The sequence below is a fragment of the Mesorhizobium sp. B2-3-11 genome, assembly GCF_006442215.1.
GTDB lineage: Bacteria > Pseudomonadota > Alphaproteobacteria > Rhizobiales > Rhizobiaceae > Mesorhizobium > Mesorhizobium salmacidum.
The window spans coordinates 101,758-122,304 of sequence record NZ_VFVS01000018.1; the positions used below are offsets into that span (position 1 = coordinate 101,758).

Below are 20,547 nucleotides of genomic sequence, written 5' to 3' on the forward strand. Positions count from 1 at the left end.
CGGGGCAAACCCACGAAAACCCCAATCGCACCGGCGCCACATTTGCGCGATAGCCGGCTTGCCGACCACCCGGAGCCCGTAAGTTTGCCGATCCCTTGTTTGTCCCGCGCTGTCGCATTCTCGCTTGCCTCGTTCGCCACCGCCGGCGCGGCCCTGGCCGATCCGCCCGCGCCACCAGCACCGGCAGGGCCGAAGCAGGTCGTCATCATCTCCTTCGACAGCGCGCGCGACATCTCGCAGTGGAAGCGCAGCAGGGCGCTGGCCCAGCGCACCGGCGCGCATTTTACTTATTTCCTGTCCTGCGTCTTCCTGCTGTCGCCCGAGACACGCGGCCAATATACCGCGCCGGGCAAGAGCGCGGGCAAATCCAACATCGGCTTTGCCATTTCCAGGCAGGAAGTGGCCGAGCGGCTGGAACAGATCGGCCTCGCTGCCCACGAGGGCCACGACATCGCCAGCCACGTCTGCGGCCATTTCGACGGCAAGGACTGGACCAAGGCCGACTGGCTGAAAGAGTTCGGCTCCTTCGAGCACATTCTCGAGAACGCCTATGCGATCAACGGCATTGCGCCCGAACCCGAGGGCTGGCGTGATTTCGCGCGGCATGCGGTGGTGGGTTTCCGGGCACCGTATCTGTCGACAGGCAAAGCGCTTTACGAGGCACTGCCGGCGGCCGGCTATAAATTCGACGCCAGCGGCGTTTCAAAGGGCCCTGCCCTGCCGCCGACCGTCGGCGGCATCACCCGTTTTTCCCTACCGCTAATCCCGGAGGGACCGACATCGCGGCCGGTGATCGCCATGGACTACAATCTCTATGTCCGGCATTCCGGCGGCTTCGAGCGGCCGAGCAAGGCCGGGGAGTTCGCCGACCGGACCTATCAGGCGTTTCGCGCCGCGTTCGATGCGCAATATCAGGGCAAGCGCATTCCGCTGGAACTCGGCCTCCACTTCACGCTGATGAATGACGGCGCCTACTGGAACGCGCTGGAACGCTTTGCCGGCGAGGTCTGCGTCAAATCAGATGTCGAATGCATCAGTTTTCGCGATTATGTTTCGCGGCAGGATGGCATCCAAAAGCAGGCCTCGGTTGGCGGTTAAACCGCCAACCCGTCTTTCGTCAGAGCTTCCTCAAGCCGGATCTTCGGCGCCGTGCCTTGCGAGATAACGCTGATCGATATCCGGCAGCGGCTCACCCAGCAGCGTCGCCTCGAAGGCGCGCAGGCGTTTGTGCACGGACTGAAGTTCGACGATGGTCGACCAGGAGGTGAGCAGGAATTGCAGCGAACCCGTCACCTTGCCGAAGGCGTTGGAGATCTGGTTCAGCGCACCGAATGTTATCTTGTGCGCGACCAGCGACGGACCCAGGATCAACAGCGAGAAAATATTGTCGGCCTGCAGGTAGGTGTACCGGACGACGTTGAAATAGATGTAGTGGAAATAGAGCCTGAAATAATTGTGCCGGACATTGGCGAACAGCTCGGTGGTGGTGGCGGGTTGCGCCCTGTCCGCATGATCCTCGCCATAGACCAGTTCCTTGCGGTAAGCGGCTTCGACGCGTTGGTTGCGGAACTGCAGCCCCGGAAGCTTCATGCCGGCAATCATCACCGAAATCGTGCCGAACAGGCACCAGGCAAGTGCCGCGACCACCAATGGCTGCGGGATCGCGCCGACGATCGGCAGTTCGCTGATATGGGCCTGCAACTGGATCATGACCGGCAGGAAGGCGATCAGGGTCATGATCGACTGAACGAAGCTGGAACCGAGATCCTCCATGATCTGGGAGAACCGCATCGTATCTTCCTGGATACGCTGCGAGGCGCCCTCGATATGGCGCAGCCTGCTCCAGTTCTCGATAAAGTAATTGTTCATGGCCGTGCGCCAGCGGAAGATCCAGTGGCTGACAATGAAGGCGTTGACCACCTGCACGTTCATGCCGACCAGCGCCAACCATGAGAAGTCGGCCAATCCGATATAGAACTCCGCGTTCGTCGACTTTCCGGTCCCCGACATCAACCCCTGTACATAGTCAAAGAACGGACCGTACCAGGCGTTGACGGCCACGCTGACCTGCACATTGAAATAGATGAAGAACAGGATGACCGCCGTCATCAGGATCGACCAGCGCTGCCATGGATGCGGCGAATACCAGCTCCAGAACGCGTAGAAGATGGCCACGCACAGCGCGAAATAGATATAAAACCAGATGAACGGTTTCGACGCCAGCACGGCGATGCCGATGATGGGCGCCGCATCGGCGGCTGCCGGCGGAAGGCCCACAAGGCCTCCCAACTGCTCCCCGCCGAAAAACCAGAACAGGATCGCCGCAAGGCTCCAGATGGCGGCCGAAGAGAAGAAGAGCTTCGGCTGCGGGAAGAAGGATACGAACACTGTGGCGAATTCCTCGATCTATGCGCAAATCAGGTGGGTTCGGCGGGCATAAAGTCACACATTAGGGGGAAAGAAAATGCCTGCCCGATCTCAGGCGCGGAGCAAGACGGCAAATCATGGCGATTTTGGCGCAGCCGACCATGTGACGGCGCCGGAGACGACCAGGACGGCCGCGGCGACGATGGAGGCGAGGAAGAAATCGCCCGATGCCTGCGCCAGAAGCCCGGCCGCGATCGGGCCGATGATCTGGCCAAGACCGAAGGAGGCAGTCATCAGGGCAAAGACGCGCCGGGGCGACCCTGGCGCCTGCTGCCGCGCCGCCTGCAGGCCAAGTGCCGTGATGGCAATGAAGGTGCCGCCAAGCAGCACGCCCCCAAGCAGCGGCCCCGTGCGCCCGCCGGCGGCGACGCTCGCGGTAACGCCGACAACTTCGACGAAGCATCCCAAGGCATAGGCGGCATAGAGCCCGATCCGCGCCGCTATCTTCTGCCACAGCCAGACCGAAGGGAAACCGGCAAGGCCGGCAACCATCCACACCACGGCCTCGAAGACGCGGCTGCCGCCGCCTTGCCGGACAATGGCGACGAGGAAGGTCGCCGTCACCACATAGCCGAAACCGAACAGGCCATAGGCGACGATCACCTTCATCAGCGACCGGTCTTTCGGCAGCGCCGGTTCAGGGAGGGCTTCGCCATTGGTGAGCGGACCCTGGTTCGCCAGCAGCCCCACGGCGATGAAGCCGCAAGCCGAAATCGCACCTGACCACAGCCAGCCCTGCGCCCACCCGGCGTGACCCGTGACCAGTACGGCCATCATCGCCGCCGATATCGCGATGCCGAGGCCAACGCCGCCGAAATGCCAGGCCTGCAAGTCGCCGCGCCCCGCCGCGGCGATATGGCTGAAAACGATGCTGGCCATGAACACCATGACGAAGGCGCTCGCCAGACCGGCCAGAAAACGGATGGCGAGAAAGGCGGCCATGGCGTCGGTCAACCCCATCAGGGCGGCCAGCATGGCGCTGGCACCGAGGGCGACGAGCATCAGCAAACGCTCGCGTCCATGCGCCCAGTTGCCCGCCGCCGCCAACGCGCCGACGAGGTAGCCGAGATAGTTGGCCGAGGCGATCCAGCCGGCATCGGCCGGCGACAGATGCAGTTCCTCCATCATGCCGGGCAGGATCGGCGTGTAGACGAAGCGGCCGATGCCCATGGCGACGGCCATGGCGATCATGCCGGCGAAGGCGTAACGCAGCGCTGTCGATTGGGGCGAAGTCATTGCAGTGCACAATAGATGTGCGGGCGGGTGAAACAATCCGCCTTATGTTGGGCCAGTTCAGTGCCCTGATCGCACGCTCAGCAGCGCCCGCTGAAACCGGCGCTCAGTGAAACGGTTTCATGCACGGTCCGGCGCGCCGTCAGCCGGAACGGCACATCACCGAGCTCGCGCTCCGACATCGCGTCAAGCGCCGGATGCGCAAGCGGATCGGTCAGCCACCTCAGCGTATCGATATCGCAGCGCGTGTCATCCGACGAACTGGCGGCGAACAGGACCTTCAGCGGCGACAATATCCTCAGCATTTCCGGCTCCCGGGAGGTTCTCCCATCAATAAAGTCAGCCGTTTCGGTGAGTCTTTCAATTGAGATTTCGGCCGGATCGGTTTAGAAAATCTCAAATGGCCATGCTCAACCGCGTTCATCTCAACGGCCTTCGCGCCGTGGAAACCGTCGCCCGTGTCGGCTCGCTCGCGAGCGCCGCCGGCGAACTCAATGTTTCCGTCAGCGCCGTCAGCCAGCAGATCAGCCGCACCGAAAAACAGCTCGGCAAGGCACTGTTCGAGCGCACGACGAGCGGTCTCGTGCTGACCGAATTCGGCGCCGTCTTCGCGGCCCGCCTTGGCGCTGGATTTCGCGAGCTTGCCCAGGCCGTGGCACTGGCCGACGAGGCGACCCAATGCACATTGGTCGTTTCGGCGGCACCGGCCCTTGCCTCCAAATGGCTGCTGCCACGGCTGTCTCGGCACTTCGACCGGCATCCCAACGTGCTGCTGCGTATCGACGCTTCGGTGCGGCTGGCCAATCTCGATCACTCGGACGTCGACATTGCCATCCGGCTTGGCGACGGCAAATGGCCGGGTGGAAAGGCGGAGCTGCTTTTGGCGCAGGAAGTCTTCCCGGTCTGCGCGCCCGGGATTGCCAGAAAACTGACGTCGATCGGCGACCTCGCCCAGACCTGCGCCATCACCGACGAGCGGGCGATGATCAACTGGGAAAGCTGGTTCGCGGCAGCCGGCGTTCAACCCGTCACCTTCCAGAAAGGCGCCCGCTTCACCGACCCGATGCTGTGCCTGGAATCGGCGATCGCCGGCCATGGCGTGATGCTAGGCTGGCAATTGCTGACGGCCGATGCGCTGGCCGACGGACGCCTGGTGGCGCCGTTCGGAATACGCGCCCAGAGCGGACTCGGCTACTGGCTGGTGACCTCCACCACCAAAGCCGAGAGCCGCAAGGTCCGGGACTTCAAAATCTGGATCAAGGAAGAGATCGCGGCGACGATGGCGCAGTTCGGATCGTCGGTCGCGGAGCCAAGCGGCGCGATCGCGGTGGAAAGCACCGCGGCACCGGTCTATGTTCAATCAGACATCCCACTACGACAGGCAGGATCATGACCACACATTCGCGCGGCGTTTCCGCAACGATCGACCCGGTGAAGCTCGACAGGCTGGCGGAGGTCGCAATCAAGGTCGGGCTGCAATTGCAGCCCGGACAGGATCTGGTGCTGACATCGTCGATCGCGGCGCTGCCGCTGTCCAGGCGCATCGTCGAGCATGCCTACAAGGCCGGCGCGGGGCTGGTGACGCCGATCTTCAACGATGACGAGATGACGCTGGCGCGCTACCGTTTTGGCGCCGACCCCGGCTTCGACCGCGCCGCCGGCTGGCTCTATGAAGGCATGGCGAAGGCCTTTTCCAACAACGCCGCCAGGCTTGCCGTGCGCGGCGAGGATCCGTCGCTGCTGTCGGCGCAGGACCCGGCGAAGGTGGCGCGCGCCAACAAGGCCAATTCGATGGCCTACCAGCCGGCGCTGGAGAAGATCACCGGCTTCGACATCAATTGGAACATCGTCGCCTATCCGGATCTGGCTTGGGCAAAACAGGTGTTTCCGGGCGAGCCCGACGATGTCGCCGTGGCGAAGCTCGCGGAGGCCATCTTTTCCGCTTCGCGCGTCGACGTCGAGGATCCGATCGGCAACTGGAAGGCGCACAACGCAGCGTTAGCCGAGCGCACCAAATGGCTGAACGAACATAACTTCCATTCGCTGCATTTTGCCGGACCGGGCACCGACCTGACGGTCGGGCTGGCGGATGGCCATGAGTGGATGGGTGGCGCCTCGACCGCCAAGAACGGCATCACCTGCAATCCCAATATCCCGACGGAGGAGGTCTTCACCACGCCGCATGCGAGGCGGGTCGAGGGCCATGTCTCTTCGACCAAGCCGCTGTCCTACCAGGGCACGCTGATAGACGACATCTCGGTGCGCTTCGAGGAAGGCAGGATCGTCGACGCCAAGGCTTCGAAAGGCGAGGACGTCCTGAAGAAAGTGCTCGACACCGACGAAGGCGCGCGCCGCCTCGGCGAGGTGGCGCTGGTGCCGCATTCCTCGCCGATCTCGGCCAGCGGCCTGTTGTTCTTCAACACACTGTTCGATGAAAACGCCGCCTGCCATATCGCGCTCGGCCAGTGCTATTCGAAGTGCTTCGTCGACGGCGCGTCGCTCAGCCAGGATGAAATCACGGCGCGCGGCGGCAACAAGAGCTTCATCCACATCGACTGGATGATCGGGTCGGACAAGATCGACATTGACGGCGTCGCCAGGGATGGCAGCCGCGTGCCGGTGATGCGCAAGGGCGAGTGGGCCCAGGGGCTCTAGCCAGCGGAGGTGTGATGGCCTTCGATATCGCGGTCAAGCGCGTCTATGAAGCACCCGTAAAGGACGATGGCCAGCGGGTGCTGGTGGATCGGATATGGCCGCGCGGCGTCGCCAAGAAGGATGCGGCGCTGGCGCTGTGGCTCAAGGAGATCGCGCCGAGTGACGAACTGCGCAAATGGTTCGGGCATGAGCCGGCGCGCTGGGCGGAATTCCAGAAGCGGTATCGTGGCGAGCTGGATGGGAATGAAAAGGCGGTGGCGCAACTGCGCGCCCTGCTCGGCGACGGCAAGGTGACGCTGCTCTATGGCGCCCACGACGAAGCGCATAACAACGCCGTGGCGCTGGCGGGGTATTTGCGAGCCCACGCATAACATCGAGGCGCCGGCGGGACAGAAGGGGCGCGAAGGATCGCGGCGGGGGTGAGAGTCGGTTCTACTTCCCGCCCACCGCCCCCTCATAAACATCCGGCTTGAACCCGATGAGGATACTGTCGCCGACTTCCAGCACTGGCCGCTTGATCATTGTCGGCCTGGCCAGCATCAGCGCTTTCGCCTTCTTCTCGTCGAGGCCTTGCCTGTCCGCTTCCGGCAGTTCGCGAAACGTCGTGCTGCCCTTGTTGAGCAGCTTTTCCCAGCCGACCTTGCCGACCCAGCCATTCAGCCTGTCTGCCTCGATCCCTTCCGCGCGATAATCGTGGAACCGATAGGCAACGTCATGGCTCTCCAGCCAGACGCGCGCCTTCCTGATCGTGTCGCAGGTGGTGATGCCGTACATGGTGATCGTCAAAGCGTGGTCCTCTGGCTGACAGTCGAATCCGCCCACAGCCTAAAACCGCCCTTCCCGCTTTGCCAGCAAATCGTAGGCGCGAAGTGGGCCGGAAGCGATCTTTCCGGCCCGGTAGCTCAATAGTAGAATCGCTCTTCGGTGATCTTGCCGTTCTTGACCGTGTAAAGGCCGACCTCATCCATGGTGACACGCTGGCCCGTGGCCTTGGGCGTTATGTCAAACGTGAAGCGCACCGCGAACTGGTCACCATTGACATAGGGACCCTCGACCGAACCGCCATGGACTTCGTTGCTCTCTTGCCACCACCGGCTCTTCTCCTTGAGAGCCGCTTTGCCGTGGCTGACGGCCATCGGCCCCTCCATGGCTTCGTAGCTGGCGATATCGTCGGCATTGTACTTCTCGGCAGCGCCTTCATTGTCACCCTGCTTGAGAAGCTCGGTGAAATCCTTGGCAATTTCCGCTGTGGTCATTTGTGTTCCTCCTGTTCAGACCCATTGCAAATAGGGAACCGCCTGCTGGCCGACCATTGCCGGACCGTTCGATAGCTGACATGGCGCTGTCAGGATGGGTGGGCGCGGGCACGATGACCAACCTCTAGATCGCTGGCCGGGCATCGTCCTGGCCGTTCAGTTCCCAACGCCCGTGCACTCTGTAGGCACGCTTCCGAATAAGACTGTGGACCAGCACAAAATCCCGTACAGTCCAGCCGACCGGATCGATTAATCGTTCGCGTATCCTGGGAACACGCACTTCGTCGCGAAGCAATGTGACGTGCGGTTCGATGGATTTCGTAATGAAAGGCTTCAGCGGACTGTCGGAAATCACCGCGGTGAGATCACGCCAGAACGTCTGCAGCGCCGGATTGCCGTCGCTGCTACGCAGAACCAGAGCACCACCACCAAAAGCCGCCAACCGATTGAAGGAAACCTCGAAAGGTTTTGCAACGATCATCGAGCCTATATGCCGGGCGATTACAACCAGCTCTTCTGGATATTCATGATGGTCGCCGAGACCGACGAGCGAGATATGGATGTGCTTTTCCGGAACGAACCGACCCTGTAGTTCGAACTCTCCACTCAAGGCGACAGCCTTTTGCGCGACCATGGCCGCGGTCGCACTCTCAGCAAGGATAGCGAAGAATATTCGATTATGAAAATGTCGCTCGGCCTGCTCCCATCGGAAAAAGGTCTGGCCGTTCCTTGCTGTCCCGAATGCAGGCTGCCCACTCACAACTGATCTCGTCCGGCACTTGTATCCGATCGCCCAATCTAGAACAAAACAGGAACAAATTCAAGTATGGAATGACACAGGCGTCGAAGCGTCGTCACCGCAGTCGCAAATCGGTCTCTCACAGACAACACGGCAAGTGGACCACCCAAAGGGGGATAGACCTTTGGCAGGAATCCGGTGAAAGTGCCGCGCCAATCCGGCAAACCGCAGCGATGACCGAGGACCGCCCGCATGACCAACCCGACACATCTGCCCGCAGAAGGCCTGTTTGTCGGGCGCGCCAGGAGCGGCGATGTCGCCCATCCCATGGTGGTTGTCGTGCGCGACGGCACGGTTTTAGACATCACGTCGAGCGCGGCGCCCACGGTGCGCGACGTTTGCGAATTGGCCGATCCGGCCGGCCATGTGCGTTCGGCCAAGGGCAGGCCGGTCGGCCTGCTCGACGACATCGCGGCCAACAGTTTCGAAGCCATGCGCGATCCGGCAAAACCCTTTCTGCTGTCTCCGGTCGACCTGCAGGCGATCAAGGCATCCGGTGTCACTTTCGTCGTCAGCCTGCTCGAACGAGTGATCGAGGAACAGGCGCGCGGCTCGGCGGAAAAGGCCGACGCTATCCGCGCCGACATTGCCGGCCTGATCGGCCACGACCTGTCGAAGCTCAAGCCCGGTTCGCCCGAGGCGATGGAGATCAAGGCCAAGCTGATTTCGCGCGGCGCCTGGTCGCAATATCTGGAAGTGGGCATTGGGCCCGATGCCGAGATCTTCACCAAGTGCCAGCCCATGGCCTCGGTCGGCTTCGGCGCCGATGTCGGCCTCCACCCGGTGTCGACCTGGAACAATCCGGAGCCGGAGATCGCCATGATCGCCGCCTCAAGCGGCAGGATCGTCGGCGCTACCATCGGCAACGACGTCAATCTGCGCGACGTTGAAGGGCGCTCGGCGCTGCTGCTCGGCAAGGCCAAGGACAACAACGCCTCGGCCTCGCTTGGCCCTTTCATCCGGTTGTTCGACGACACGTTCTCCATCGCCGATGTGAAGCAGGCCGTCGTGCGCCTGAAGGTCGAAGGCGACGATGGATTCTCGCTGGAGGGCGCAAGCTCGATGGCCGAGATCAGCCGTTCGCCGGAGGAACTGGTTGCGGCGGCCATGGGGCCGCACCACCAGTATCCGGACGGGCTGGCGCTCTATCTCGGCACGATGTTCGTGCCGTCGAAGGATCGCGACGAAAAGGGCAAGGGGTTCACGCACAAGGTCGGCGACATCGTCACCATCTCGTCGGAAAAATTCGGCGCGCTGGTCAACCGCGTGCGGCTGTCGCCCGATTGCCCGCACTGGACCTACGGCGCCAGCCAGTTGATGCGCGATCTCGCCAAGGCCGGCCTGCTCTAACCGGCTCTTCGGAGGCTTTCGCCCCAGGTGACCGCCCAAACTGGCCAGGACAATCCGTCCGGCTGAGCCTCGGCGACAATCATTCGGCTGCATGGAAAAAATCATCCCAAACTGATGCGATCTGATGGGGTCGTTGATGGCGCCCCGTCAGGCGCCGACTACATCTGCAGATGGAGGCTTGCCATCCGTCGAAAAAGGGAATGCTCTTAGGTATCCGAGCGGCGCTGGCAAAAGACGCAATCCGGCTGAAACCGGAACAAGGGACGGATCATCTTCAACCGGGAGGAAATCAAATGCTGACGAGATTAAGACTTGTGCTCTACGGCCTGCTGATCGCGCTGACGGTCATTCCGGCAGCCGCGCAGGCCAAGACGTTCTACTGGATTTCACATGGCGGACCGGCCGACCCGGTCTGGACCTACTTCCTCGCCGGCGCCAAACAATGGGCCAAGGACACCGGCAACACCGTCAACACCTCGTTCCACAATGGAGACGTCGCCTCGCAGCAGGAAGCGGTGCGAGCCGCCCTCTCGGCCAAGGCCGACGGCATCGTCACCACCAGCCCCGACCCGGGCAGCCTTGTCGAGATCGTCAAGGAAGCGCGCGCGGCCAACGTCCCGATCATCAACTTCAACACGCCCGATCCCAAGGCCAATTTCAACGCCTATGTCGGCGGCGACAACGTCACCTTCGGCAAGCATTGGGCGCAGTACCTGGTCGACAAGGGCCTGGTGAAGAAGGGCGACTTCGTCTGGATGCCGGTCGAGATCCCCGGCGCCACCTACGGCGTGCAGGAAGAGGAAGGCATCAAGAGCGTCTTCGGACCGCTCGGCATCACCTATGAAGTGACCGAGGCGACGCTCGACCAGGCCGAGGTGATCAACCGCATGGTCGACTATCTCACCGCCCATAAGGGCAAGGTCAAAGCCATCATCGGCCTGGGCGACCTCGTCACCGGTTCGATCAAGCGCGTGTTCGACCAGGTCGGCGTCAAGCCGGGCGAAATCCCGGTCGTCGGCTGGGGCAACTCGCTCGACACCACGCAGGAAGTGCTGAACGGCTATGTCAACGCCGGCCAGTGGCAGGATCCGCAGGCGACCAGCTATGTGGCGCTGTCGCTCGCCAACATGGCGGCCAGCGGCATTCCTCCGGGCTTCAACGTCATCACCGGCGCGCTCTACGAGAAGGACACCGCGGCGGTCTACGACAAGATCCTGTCCGGCAAATAATCCGCGATCGCTGGCGCCGCGCATCTCGTGCGGCGCCAGATACCTTCATGGCCGCGGCATGTCCACCCGATGCGATGGTGGTCGCGGCCCGTTCCAACCATGTCGCGGGTTCCCAGTGGAAAATCATTCGCTCCCTCAACGCCTGATCGCGCGGCCGGAATTCGGACCCTTCGTTCTGCTCATCGTCGAGATCGCCGTTTTCTGGGGTTTCAACCACGACTTCCTGTCACCGCAGAACATCTCCAACACGCTGGCCTTCACAGTCGAACTCGGCCTGATCGCGCTGGCGATGACGCTGCTGATGACGTCGGGCGAATTCGACCTTTCCGTCGGGTCGCTGTTCGGCTTCTCGCCGGTGCTGATGTGGACGCTGTTCAATGCCGGCGTCACGTCTCTGGAGATGGGCTTCATCGTGGCGCTGGTGGTTGCCGCCTTGATCGGCCTGGTCAATGGCTGGTTCGTCACGCAGCTCAAGATCCCGTCCTTCCTGGTGACGCTCGGCATGCTCCTGGTGGTGCGCGGCAGCGCGCTTTTCATCACCGACGGGTTTCCGCAGCGCACCTGGAGCGCCGAGGGCAGCTGGCTGGCGGAGGCGCTGGTCGGCGACTTCTTCATCGGGCCGTTCCGCATCTACATGTCGCTGTTCTGGTTCATCGCCGCGGCGATCGCGCTCGGCTATGTCTTGACGCAAAGCCGGACCGGCAACTGGATCCAGGCGGCGGGCGGCAATCCCAACGCGGCGCGCGCCCGCGGCGTCAATGTCAATGGCGTCAAGGTCGGTCTGTTCGTCCTGTCGTCGCTCATGGCGTCGCTTGCCGGCGTCATCTCCTCGCTGCGCACATCCGCCGCCAACCCCAACAGCGGCACCGGCTATGAGCTCGAGGTGATCGCCATGGTGGTGATCGGCGGCACGGCGCTGACCGGTGGGCGCGGCACCATCATCGGCACCGTGCTCGGCATCCTGATCCTGCGCGTGATGCGCAACGGCATCGTGCTGATCGGCGTGCCCGGCCTTGCCTACAACATCTTCATCGGCGCGATCATCCTTGGCATGATGGCGTTGCATTCATGGCTGGAACGCCGGCACCAGGCGGGGACTTGAACCATGGCCGAGCCACTGATCCGCATGCAGAACATCCGCAAGTCCTATGGCCGCGTGCAAGCGCTGGTGGACGCCAATTTCCATGTCAACGAGCGTGAGATCGTCGGCCTGCTGGGCGACAATGGCGCCGGCAAATCGACGCTGATCAAGGTTCTCTCCGGCGCGGTCCCGCTAACCAGCGGCGACATCTTCATCCGCGGCAAGAAGGTCACCTTGCGCAGCACCAGCGACGCCATCGCCCAGGGCATCGAGACCATCTACCAGGACTCCGCCCTGGTCACGCAATTGTCGATCGCGCGCAACCTGTTCCTGGGTCGTGAACCGATCAAGCCGCCGCGCTTCCTCAACCGCATGGACCAGGACGCCATGAACACGGTCGCCCGCGACCTGCTCAAACAGGTCGGCATCTCCAAGAACATCCCGCCGACGACGCCGATCGGCTCGCTCTCCGGCGGCGAGCGCCAGGCGGTCGCGATCGCGCGCGCCATGCATTTCGACAGCGACCTCATCATCCTCGACGAGCCGACCAACAATCTCGGCGTCGCCGAGACGCAAGGCGTGCTGAGCTTCGTGCGCAACGCGCGCGATTCCGGCCACTCCTGCATCTTCATCGCGCACAACATCCACCATGTCTTCCAGGTGGTCGACCGCATCGTCGTCATGCGCAGGGGCAAGGTGGTCGCCGACGACATCGATCCGAAGACGACAACCGTGACGGAGGTCGAGCGCATCATCACCGGCATGTCGGACAAAGACATCCGCGACGCCCTCGCCGACGGCAAGCCGGGGCACTGAGGGGGCATCGACGCACAGGGTCGCGGCATGAAGGCCACCGTCTCCGACATCGCCAGGAACTGCGGGCTGTCGACCGCAACGGTCGACAGGGTGCTCAACAATCGGCCCGGAGCGAGTGCCGCCAACCGGCAACGCGTCATGGAGGCCGCCAAGCAGCTCGGCTATTTGCCGGCCGCCGGCCAGGTGACGCTTCCCTCGAAACCCGCAAACCTCGAATTCTTCCTGCCGATCGGCAGCAATGCCTTCATGCAGGACCTGGCAAAGCATATCGAGGACTACGCATCGCGGCTGCCGCTTGTGGCGTCCTGCCGGATCCACAATCTTGCCGGCATCTCGCCCAATGCCCTGCAGGCAGCGGTCGAAAAGCTGTCGCTGCGCGCCAACGGCGTCGGTGTCATCGCGGTCGATCACCCAAGGACACGCAACATCCTGCGCGACATGGTCGAGGCCGGCATCCGCCTGGTGACGCTGGTGTCCGATATTCCGGCCGCACCCCGCTCGGCCTATGTCGGGATCGACAACCGCGTGGCGGGACGGACGGCAGCACTTTTGATGGGACGCTTGCTGGGCGGCCGCGAGGGGCAGCTGGCGATGGTCGTCGGCTCGCGCTCCTATCGCGGCCATGAAGAGCGCGAGATGGGCTTCCGCTCCGTGCTTGGCGAGGAGTTTCCCAATCTCACCGTCAGCAGCGCCGTCGAGATCAACGACGAGCCCGATGCCAGCTATGCGGAAACCATGAAGGCGTTGCGCGACGAGCCGGAACTGCTCGGCATCTATTGCGTCGGCGCCGGGCGCTCCGGCATTGCCAAGGCGATCCGCGAGGCCAGGCCCAACCGCAAGCCGGTGTTCATCTGCCACGACCTGACAAGGGAGACACGCGGCTATCTCGTCGACGACCTCGCCGACGTCGTCATCGACCAGAACGCCAGGCTGATCGCGGAGCAGTCGGTGATCCAGCTGCTCGGCTCGATCGCATCGTCGGCGCCCTATCTCACGCGCAAATTCATCGAGCCGCGACTGATCTTCAGGGAAAACGTGCCGGTGCAGTGAGGTCGCATTTCTCGAATTCACGCGGCGCCACGGCGAATCTGCACAGCAGCTATGCACAATTCATTGTTGCCGAATCATTGGGCAACTCGTAGTTTCTGGTTGTCGGCCATCTACTCCTCCCAGATGCGATGCCGACGCTGAATGCGGTGCACCTCCTCCCGCACCACATTCGAAATCGAGCCCGCTGCCACCTCCTCCCGGCAGCGGGCTTTTTTCGTTCTGATCCGCAGCAATTACGACGCCGCCGCGCCAAAAGCGTGCGGTCCGGTCCGTCCGGTCACGGAATCGCACAGATCGTTGGCAGTCCGGCAGACGTCAGCCTGCCGCAGTGCCCCTGAAGGAAACGATCAACCCTTCGGCCATACGCACGAACTGCGTGCTCGGGCCCTCGGCACCGACGGTCTGCACGCTGACGCGCGCGCCTTCAAACAGCAGCGACAGCGTATCAGCGAGAAGTTCGGCCTGACCGATGCCGGCATCCCGGCAGAGCCTGACCAGGCGTTCGCGCTGGGCTTCCTTGAGTTCCTTGATCACGCGCCTTGCCGGGTGATCGGGCTCGGTCAGTTCGGCGGCGGCGTTGGCCATATCGCAGCCGCGGCCGTCGGCGTTGAGCATAGCAGCGGCCTTGCGAACCCAGGCATGAAGCTGGGCGAGTTTGTCGCCCGGATGCTCGGCCTCGAACGTTTCCCACATCGCGCCGGCTTTCAACGCATTGGCGCGCAGGCATTCGACGATCAGTTCGTCCTTGGACTCAAAGTGACGATAGAGCGTCATCTTGTTCGTGCCGGCAGCCTCGGTGATGGCGTCGACGCCAACGCCCTTGATGCCGTGCTTATGGAACATGTCACGCGCCGTCTCCAGGATCCGATCCCGGGGACGAGAGCGCTCCACGACGCCGTCTGTCATCATGATCTCCTTTTCGTTTCCAAAAAATCCTCGGCCACCTCTTGACTAGGGTGTTACCGGTCTGTAACTTCCAGAATGTTACTTACTGGTAACACCTATAATGTCCGTCGTCAATAACAAGGTCGTGAACTGGTCTTACCAGATCGAGATGGACGAAAAGACTGCCAATCATGCGGCTTCGGCCGGTGAAGAGATGAAAAACGGTTCGCGAGCATAGGCTGCGAATCGACAGACAAGGAGCCGGCCAATGCCACAGCGCCGCGATCTTACCATAGATGAAGCCGTCCGGGATCCGATGATCCGGCTGGTGATGAAAGCAGATGGGGTCGACCCCCGCGCCTTCGAGAACATGTTGCGCTCGCTCGCCGATGGGCAGCGTCGCGAAGTGCCGTTGCTGCGTTCACGGGAAGGGTCCCGTAACGGGCACGGCCAATTGTCCAGGGTCGCCAGCGCCTTCGGGCGGGCAAGAGCGGCCGGAGAGGCGTGTGTGTCGTGGTAAACTTCTTCATCCATCGTCCGATCTTCGCCTCGGCCATCGCCATCATCATGGTGCTCGCCGGGACGATTTGTTATTTCCTGCTGCCCGTTTCGCAGTTTCCCGACATCACACCGCCTCAGGTCGTGGTCAGCGCCCACTATCCGGGCGCCAGCGCGCAAGTGGTGGCAGACACGGTGACGACGCCGCTGGAGCAGCAGATCAACGGCGTGCAAGGCATGACCTACATGTCGTCGACGAGCTCCAATGACGGCTCGTCGACCATCACCGTCACCTTCGATGTCGGCTATTCCCTAAGCACTGCAGCCGTCGACGTGCAGAACCGCGTCTCTCAGGCGGCCTCGTCGCTGCCGGCGATCGTCAACCAGGGCGGCGTGACGATCAAGAAGCAGAACCCGAACTTCGTCCTGATCGTCAACCTGACCTCGCCCGACCATTCCGTCGACCCGGTGGCGCTCTCCAACCTTGCCTATCTGCAGGTGGTGGATCCGCTGAAGCGGCTGCCGGGTGTCGGCGACGTGCAGATCTTCGGCGAACGGCGCTATTCGATGCGCGTCTGGCTCGACCCGGACAAGCTCGCCAATCTCGGCATCACCGCCGTCGACGTCCAGAACGCCATCGCCGAACAAAACGTCCAGGTGGCGGCCGGCAAGATCGGCCAGTCGCCGGCGCCCGCCGGCACCGCCTTCGAGATGCAGGTCAACGCCGTCGGCCGGTTGAGCGACCCCAAGGAATTCGGCGACATCGTCGTGCGTGCCAACACGGATACGGGTTCGCTGGTGCGGCTGCGCGACGTCGCCCGTATTGAGCTTGGCGCCCTGCAATATTCGTCCTCGGCCTTCTTCGGCAAGGACCCGACCGTGGTGCTCGCCGTCTATCAGATGCCCGGCTCCAACGCGCTCGATCTACAGCAGCGCGTCAAGGACAAGATGCAGGAACTGTCGGCCCGTTTCCCCAAGGGCGTCGACTATGCGATGCACTACGATACGACGCGCTTCGTCTCGGCCTCGATGCATGACGTGCTGATCACGCTTGGCGAAGCCCTGGTGCTCGTCGTGGCGGTGGTGTTCATCTTCCTGCAGAGCTGGCGCACGACGATCATTCCGACCATCGCCATTCCGGTGTCGCTGGTGGCGACACTCGTCATCATGGAGATGATGGGTTTCTCGCTCAACATGCTCTCGCTGCTCGGCATGGTGCTGGCGATCGGCCTCGTCGTCGACGACGCCATTGTCGTGGTCGAGAATGTCGAGCGACAGCTCGAGGCCGGACTGAAACCACTGGCGGCGACAAAAGCCGCCATGGCCGAGGTCACGGGTCCGATCATCGCGACAACCGCCGTGCTGATGGCCGTGTTCGTGCCGGTTGCCTTCATTCCCGGCGTCTCCGGAAAGCTCTACAACCAGTTCGCGCTGACGGTGGCGATCTCCGTCGGCATCTCCGCCTTCAACTCGCTGACGCTCAGTCCCGCGCTCAGCGCTGCCTTCCTACGGCATCGCGGCGAGACGCAGTTTGTTCTGTTCCGCTGGTTCAATACGGGTTTCGACAAACTGTCGCATGCCTACGCCCATGGCGTGCGCTTCCTGATCCGCCTCCGCTGGATCATGCTCGGCTTGTTCGCGGCCGGTCTGGTCGCCACCTATTTCGTCTGGCAGAAGCTGCCCTCGACCTTCCTTCCGGTCGAGGACCAGGGCTATTTCTTCGTCGTCATCCAACTGCCCGACGGGGCTTCTCTGGAGCGCACCGATGCGGTGGCACAAAAGGCGCGCGACATCCTGCAGGCGACACCCGGCGTCGACATCGTCGGCTCGATCAGCGGCCTGAACTTCCTGACCAGCGCGGCGCAGTCGAACTCGGCGGTCGAGTTCGCCATCCTCAAGCCATGGGAAGAGCGTGGCCCCGACCAGAGCGCCTCCAAGCTCGTCGCCGACGTGCGCGGCAAGCTGATGCAGATCCCGGAGGCTTTCGCGCTCTCCTTCGATCCGCCCTCCATCCCCGGCATCGGCACCACGGGCGGCTTCGAATTCGTCGTCGAGGACCTCACCGGCCGCGGCAGCACGGCCCTGAACGACGCCACGCAAGCGGTGATCGCCGAGGCGCGCAAGCAGCCGGAAATCAATCCGCAGCAGCTGTTCTCGCCGTTCTCGACCTCGACGCCGCAGTTCAACTACGATCTCGACCGCGCCAAGGCGAAGCTGCTCGGCCTCAACCTGCCCGATGTCTTCAACACGCTGCAGATCTATCTCGGCTCGCTCTACGTGAACGACTTCAACCTGTTTGGCCGCACCTTCCGGGTGACCATCCAGGCCGACAAGGATTCACGTGCGGGTGCCGCAGATATTTCGCGGCTCTATGTACGCAATGCTTCCGGCGGCATGGTGCCGCTCAGCACGCTGGGCAAGCTGGTGCCGTTCGTCGGCCCGGAAACCGTGCCGCATTACAACAACAACGCCTCGGCCACCATCAATGGCGGCGCCGCGCCCGGCTATTCGTCGGGCCAGGCGGTCGCCGCCATGGAGCGGGCCGCGGCCACCGCGCTGCCCAGGGATTTCGGTTTCGAATGGACCGGCATCACCTTCCAGGAGCTCAAGGCGGGATCGATCGCGTCGGTTGTGTTTGCCCTCGCCATCGTCTTCGTCTTCCTGATCCTGGCGGCGCAGTACGAGAGCTGGGCGATGCCGTTCATGGTGCTGCTGGCGGTGCCGCTCGCCCTGTTCGGCGCGTTCGCCGCACTTTGGGTGCGCGGCATGCAGATCGACGTCTATTCGCAGATCGGCTTCGTCATGCTGATCGGCTTGGCGGCCAAGAACGCGATCCTGATCGTCGAGTTCGCAAGACGGCGGCGCGAGGAAGGCCTCAGCATCGTCGAGGCATCGATGGAGGCCGCTCGGCTGAGATTGCGGCCGATCCTGATGACCGCGTTTGCCTTCATTCTCGGCGTGGTGCCGCTGATGATCGCCACCGGCGCGGGTGCCGCCAGCCGTCAGTCGATCGGCACCACCGTGTTCGGCGGCATGGTCGCGGCGACCATCCTGTCGCTGGTGTTCGTGCCGGTCTTCTACGCGGTCATCGAACAGCTGCGCGAACGGCGCGGCGGCGACCAGCCCGCCTCTCAACACACTGAACCAACGGCCAAACCCGCCTTCCCTCCCCTGGCGGAAGCGGCCGAATAAGATTGGAGAATGATCATGCGTAAATGGAAAATCGCGTTGGGAACGGCTGTCGCGCTGGGTGCGATCTCGGTTGCCAGTGTCCACCTGCTGGACATGGGCAATATCAGCCTGAATGCCGGCACGGCGGGGGCGGCGCCGGCCCCAGCAGCGTTCGTCATGCCGGTGCCGGTGGCGAACGTGGTCAAGAAGACGATCCCGATCTATCTCGACTATGCCGCGCGGACCGAGCCGATCCGCAGCATCACGCTGCAGGCGCGCGTCCCCGGCTACCTGCAGGAACAGACGGCGCAAGACGGCGCCGACGTGGGGCAGGGCGACCTGCTCTACAAGATCTCGCCTGACGATTTCCAGGCCGCGCTCGACCAGGCGAAGGCACAGGTGCAGCGCGATACGGCGACGCTCGATTATGCGCGTTCCAATCTCGGCCGCGGTACCGAGCTCGCCAAGAGCGGTTACCTGGACAAGGACAGCTTCGACCAGCGCACCAGCACCTTGCGCGGGGCGCAGGCGTCGCTGGCGCTCAACCAGGCTGCCGTGCGCACGGCCGAGCTCAATCTGAGCTATGCTGAAATCCACGCGCCGTTCCCCGGACGCCTGGGCCGCAACCAGGCTTCCGTGGGAACGCTGGTCAGCGTTGCCGGCACCGTGCTCAACACGCTGGTGCAGCTCGATCCAATCTACGTCACCTTCAATCCGAGCGAGACGGATCTGGCGCAAATCGAGGAAGCGCGTGCTGCCGGCCCGATCGAGGTCGAGGTCCTGCTGCCGGGCGAGACCGAAGCCCACCAGAAGGGCGAGCTCACCTTTATCGACAACACGATCGATCACTCGACCGGCACGATCACCGCACGCGCCACCATCGGCAACGCCAAGTTCACGCTCTTGCCTGGCCAGTATGTTCGCGTGCGGCTGCACGTCAAACAACAGCCCGATGCGCTGCTGGTGCCGCAGGTCGCGCTGGGATCAAGCCAGCTCGGCAAATATCTCTACGTCGTTGGCAAGGGCAATACGGTCGACCAGCGGCTGGTTTCGCTCGGGCCGACCAGCGGCGATATGGTCGCCATCCTCAGCGGCGTCGCCGAAGGCGACCAGGTGATCACAGGCAACCTGCAGAAGATCGGCCCCGGAATGCCGATTTCGCCCCTCCCACAGAAACCGGCTACCTGACTCCCCCGCAGGCCCGGTTTCCGCGGCGCCCTCGACCCTTTCCCAGGGTCGCGGGCGCCGTTTTCACGAGCAGGCCGACCAAAGCCGCCACGTCGGCGACGCCGTAAACCGAAAAATAGACCACGAGCTCTTGTTAGATTGTCGACAATCTGATTGTCTTGCCTTCTGTTCTCGCTGGAGTGGACCGGATGGTGAAGACGGAGTTCAGCCCGATTACCGACACGACGCGCCGCGCCGGAATCGTGGCACTGCTGCGGCGCGCGATCCTGACTGGTCAGCTCGAGCCCGGCCAGAAGCTCAACGAACTCAGGATTTCCGAACAGATGCGGGTCAGCCGTGCGCCGCTGCGCGAGGCGATGCGCGAGCTGGTGCAGGAAGGCATCCTGACCAGCATCCCCTATGCCGGCACCTTCGTCATCAATGTCACCGCCAAGGACATCGACGACGCCTATTCGCTCAACAAGGTGCTGGACGAGTTCGCCATCGAACGGACGTGGAAGCAGCGCGACCAGCGTTTCTTCGAAGAGCTTGACCGGCGGCATGAGGCGGTGAAACAGGCGACCCGCGACCGCGACACCACAAGGCAGATCGAAACCGCGCTGCAACTGCATGGTCTGATCCATGAATGGGCCGACAATTCGGTGCTCCTGGAAACCTGGCAAAGGCTGACCAGCCGTTTGCAGATGTACTTCGCCCTGCACCTACAGGCGCGAAAGGAACCCGTGCCGGCCGAAGATATCCATGAAACCTATGTGGCGCTGCTCAAGGGCGACGACATGCGTGCCGCCCAGCGCCATGCCCGCGAGCATATCGACCTCGATTTCGAAGAGCTTCTTGCCCATGCGCGCGGCCTCGAAAGGCGTCCGTCGAAAGGCGCCTGACCCCTTCCCTCATCGCGGATAATGGATA

The 20,547-nt window shown here is 62.9% G+C and carries 20 protein-coding genes; 13 read left to right on the forward strand and 7 right to left on the reverse strand.

Annotation, left to right across the window (positions count from 1 at the left end; translation table 11 throughout):
* Positions 1-90: 90 nt before the first annotated feature.
* Entirely contained in the window at positions 91-1,098 is a 1,008-nt protein-coding gene (locus FJ960_RS22735; protein WP_140716984.1) for a polysaccharide deacetylase, read from the forward strand.
* A 30-nt stretch (positions 1,099-1,128) separates the two neighbouring features.
* Here the strand turns inward: FJ960_RS22735 and sbmA are convergent, their stop codons facing one another.
* The 3 genes from sbmA to FJ960_RS22750 all read right to left on the reverse strand — a co-directional run bounded on the left by sbmA (position 1,129) and on the right by FJ960_RS22750 (position 3,965).
* The gene (sbmA, locus tag FJ960_RS22740) at positions 1,129-2,388 is read right to left on the reverse strand and encodes a peptide antibiotic transporter SbmA (RefSeq protein WP_140507891.1); all 1,260 of its coding nucleotides are present in this window, start codon (positions 2,386-2,388) and stop codon (positions 1,129-1,131) included.
* Between the two features lie 114 nt (positions 2,389-2,502).
* Positions 2,503-3,663, reverse strand: coding sequence for a YbfB/YjiJ family MFS transporter (locus FJ960_RS22745; protein WP_140716922.1), 1,161 nt, complete (start codon positions 3,661-3,663; stop codon positions 2,503-2,505).
* A 77-nt stretch (positions 3,664-3,740) separates the two neighbouring features.
* Complete coding sequence (locus FJ960_RS22750; protein ID WP_140716924.1) at positions 3,741-3,965, reverse strand: propionyl-CoA synthetase; 225 nt, start codon at positions 3,963-3,965, stop codon at positions 3,741-3,743.
* 95 nt (positions 3,966-4,060) lie between these two features.
* Between FJ960_RS22750 and FJ960_RS22755 the strand changes: the two genes are divergently transcribed.
* The 3 genes from FJ960_RS22755 to FJ960_RS22765 are packed head-to-tail and all read left to right on the forward strand — an operon-like array spanning position 4,061 to position 6,686.
* Positions 4,061-5,053 (forward strand): LysR substrate-binding domain-containing protein, encoded by a 993-nt coding sequence (locus tag FJ960_RS22755; RefSeq protein ID WP_140716926.1) that lies wholly within the window; start codon positions 4,061-4,063, stop codon positions 5,051-5,053.
* Positions 5,050-6,315, forward strand: coding sequence for an aminopeptidase (locus FJ960_RS22760; protein WP_140716928.1), 1,266 nt, complete (start codon positions 5,050-5,052; stop codon positions 6,313-6,315). Before FJ960_RS22755 ends, FJ960_RS22760 begins: the two co-directional genes overlap by 4 nt.
* A 14-nt stretch (positions 6,316-6,329) precedes the next feature.
* The gene (locus FJ960_RS22765) at positions 6,330-6,686 is read left to right on the forward strand and encodes a DUF488 domain-containing protein (RefSeq protein ID WP_140716930.1); all 357 of its coding nucleotides are present in this window, start codon (positions 6,330-6,332) and stop codon (positions 6,684-6,686) included.
* A 61-nt stretch (positions 6,687-6,747) separates the two neighbouring features.
* On the opposite strand, the gene FJ960_RS22770 is transcribed toward FJ960_RS22765, so the two are convergent.
* The 3 genes from FJ960_RS22770 to FJ960_RS22780 form a co-directional block, all read right to left on the reverse strand.
* Positions 6,748-7,101: an ArsC family reductase gene (locus FJ960_RS22770; protein ID WP_140716932.1), complete on the reverse strand. Its 354-nt coding sequence runs from the start codon at positions 7,099-7,101 to the stop codon at positions 6,748-6,750.
* A 116-nt stretch (positions 7,102-7,217) separates the two neighbouring features.
* Complete coding sequence (locus tag FJ960_RS22775) at positions 7,218-7,571, reverse strand: nuclear transport factor 2 family protein (RefSeq protein ID WP_140716934.1); 354 nt, start codon at positions 7,569-7,571, stop codon at positions 7,218-7,220.
* 124 nt (positions 7,572-7,695) lie between these two features.
* On the reverse strand, positions 7,696-8,205 hold the full coding sequence (locus FJ960_RS22780) for a 2'-5' RNA ligase family protein (protein WP_246672904.1): 510 nt from the start codon (positions 8,203-8,205) through the stop codon (positions 7,696-7,698).
* A gap of 357 nt (positions 8,206-8,562) precedes the next feature.
* Here FJ960_RS22780 and FJ960_RS22785 point away from each other — a divergent pair, with 357 nt between their 5' ends.
* The 5 genes from FJ960_RS22785 to FJ960_RS22805 all read left to right on the forward strand — a co-directional run bounded on the left by FJ960_RS22785 (position 8,563) and on the right by FJ960_RS22805 (position 13,896).
* Positions 8,563-9,720 carry a fumarylacetoacetate hydrolase family protein gene (locus FJ960_RS22785; protein WP_140716938.1) on the forward strand — a complete coding sequence of 386 codons (1,158 nt, stop codon included), beginning with the start codon at positions 8,563-8,565 and terminating at the stop codon, positions 9,718-9,720.
* A 293-nt stretch (positions 9,721-10,013) separates the two neighbouring features.
* The gene (locus tag FJ960_RS22790) at positions 10,014-10,949 is read left to right on the forward strand and encodes a substrate-binding domain-containing protein (RefSeq protein ID WP_023794606.1); all 936 of its coding nucleotides are present in this window, start codon (positions 10,014-10,016) and stop codon (positions 10,947-10,949) included.
* A gap of 115 nt (positions 10,950-11,064) precedes the next feature.
* A complete protein-coding gene (locus tag FJ960_RS22795; RefSeq protein ID WP_140507909.1) occupies positions 11,065-12,051 on the forward strand; it encodes an ABC transporter permease in 987 nt (328 codons plus the stop codon).
* Positions 12,052-12,054: 3 nt separating this feature from the next.
* The gene (locus FJ960_RS22800) at positions 12,055-12,846 is read left to right on the forward strand and encodes an ATP-binding cassette domain-containing protein (protein WP_027142281.1); all 792 of its coding nucleotides are present in this window, start codon (positions 12,055-12,057) and stop codon (positions 12,844-12,846) included.
* A 27-nt stretch (positions 12,847-12,873) separates the two neighbouring features.
* The gene (locus FJ960_RS22805) at positions 12,874-13,896 is read left to right on the forward strand and encodes a LacI family DNA-binding transcriptional regulator (protein WP_140716940.1); all 1,023 of its coding nucleotides are present in this window, start codon (positions 12,874-12,876) and stop codon (positions 13,894-13,896) included.
* A 315-nt stretch (positions 13,897-14,211) separates the two neighbouring features.
* On the opposite strand, the gene FJ960_RS22815 is transcribed toward FJ960_RS22805, so the two are convergent.
* Positions 14,212-14,802, reverse strand: a complete 591-nt coding sequence (locus tag FJ960_RS22815) for a TetR/AcrR family transcriptional regulator (RefSeq protein ID WP_140716942.1) — start codon at positions 14,800-14,802, stop codon at positions 14,212-14,214.
* A gap of 247 nt (positions 14,803-15,049) precedes the next feature.
* On the opposite strand from FJ960_RS22815, the gene FJ960_RS22820 reads away from it, so the two are divergent.
* The 4 genes from FJ960_RS22820 (at position 15,050) to FJ960_RS22835 (ending at position 20,519) form a co-directional block, all read left to right on the forward strand.
* Positions 15,050-15,301, forward strand: coding sequence for a hypothetical protein (locus tag FJ960_RS22820; RefSeq protein ID WP_027142279.1), 252 nt, complete (start codon positions 15,050-15,052; stop codon positions 15,299-15,301).
* Complete coding sequence (locus FJ960_RS22825; RefSeq protein WP_140716944.1) at positions 15,295-18,471, forward strand: multidrug efflux RND transporter permease subunit; 3,177 nt, start codon at positions 15,295-15,297, stop codon at positions 18,469-18,471. Before FJ960_RS22820 ends, FJ960_RS22825 begins: the two co-directional genes overlap by 7 nt.
* 15 nt (positions 18,472-18,486) lie before the next feature.
* On the forward strand, positions 18,487-19,638 hold the full coding sequence (locus FJ960_RS22830) for an efflux RND transporter periplasmic adaptor subunit (protein WP_140716946.1): 1,152 nt from the start codon (positions 18,487-18,489) through the stop codon (positions 19,636-19,638).
* Between the two features lie 188 nt (positions 19,639-19,826).
* The gene (locus tag FJ960_RS22835) at positions 19,827-20,519 is read left to right on the forward strand and encodes a GntR family transcriptional regulator (RefSeq protein ID WP_140716948.1); all 693 of its coding nucleotides are present in this window, start codon (positions 19,827-19,829) and stop codon (positions 20,517-20,519) included.
* Positions 20,520-20,547 lie beyond the last annotated feature (28 nt).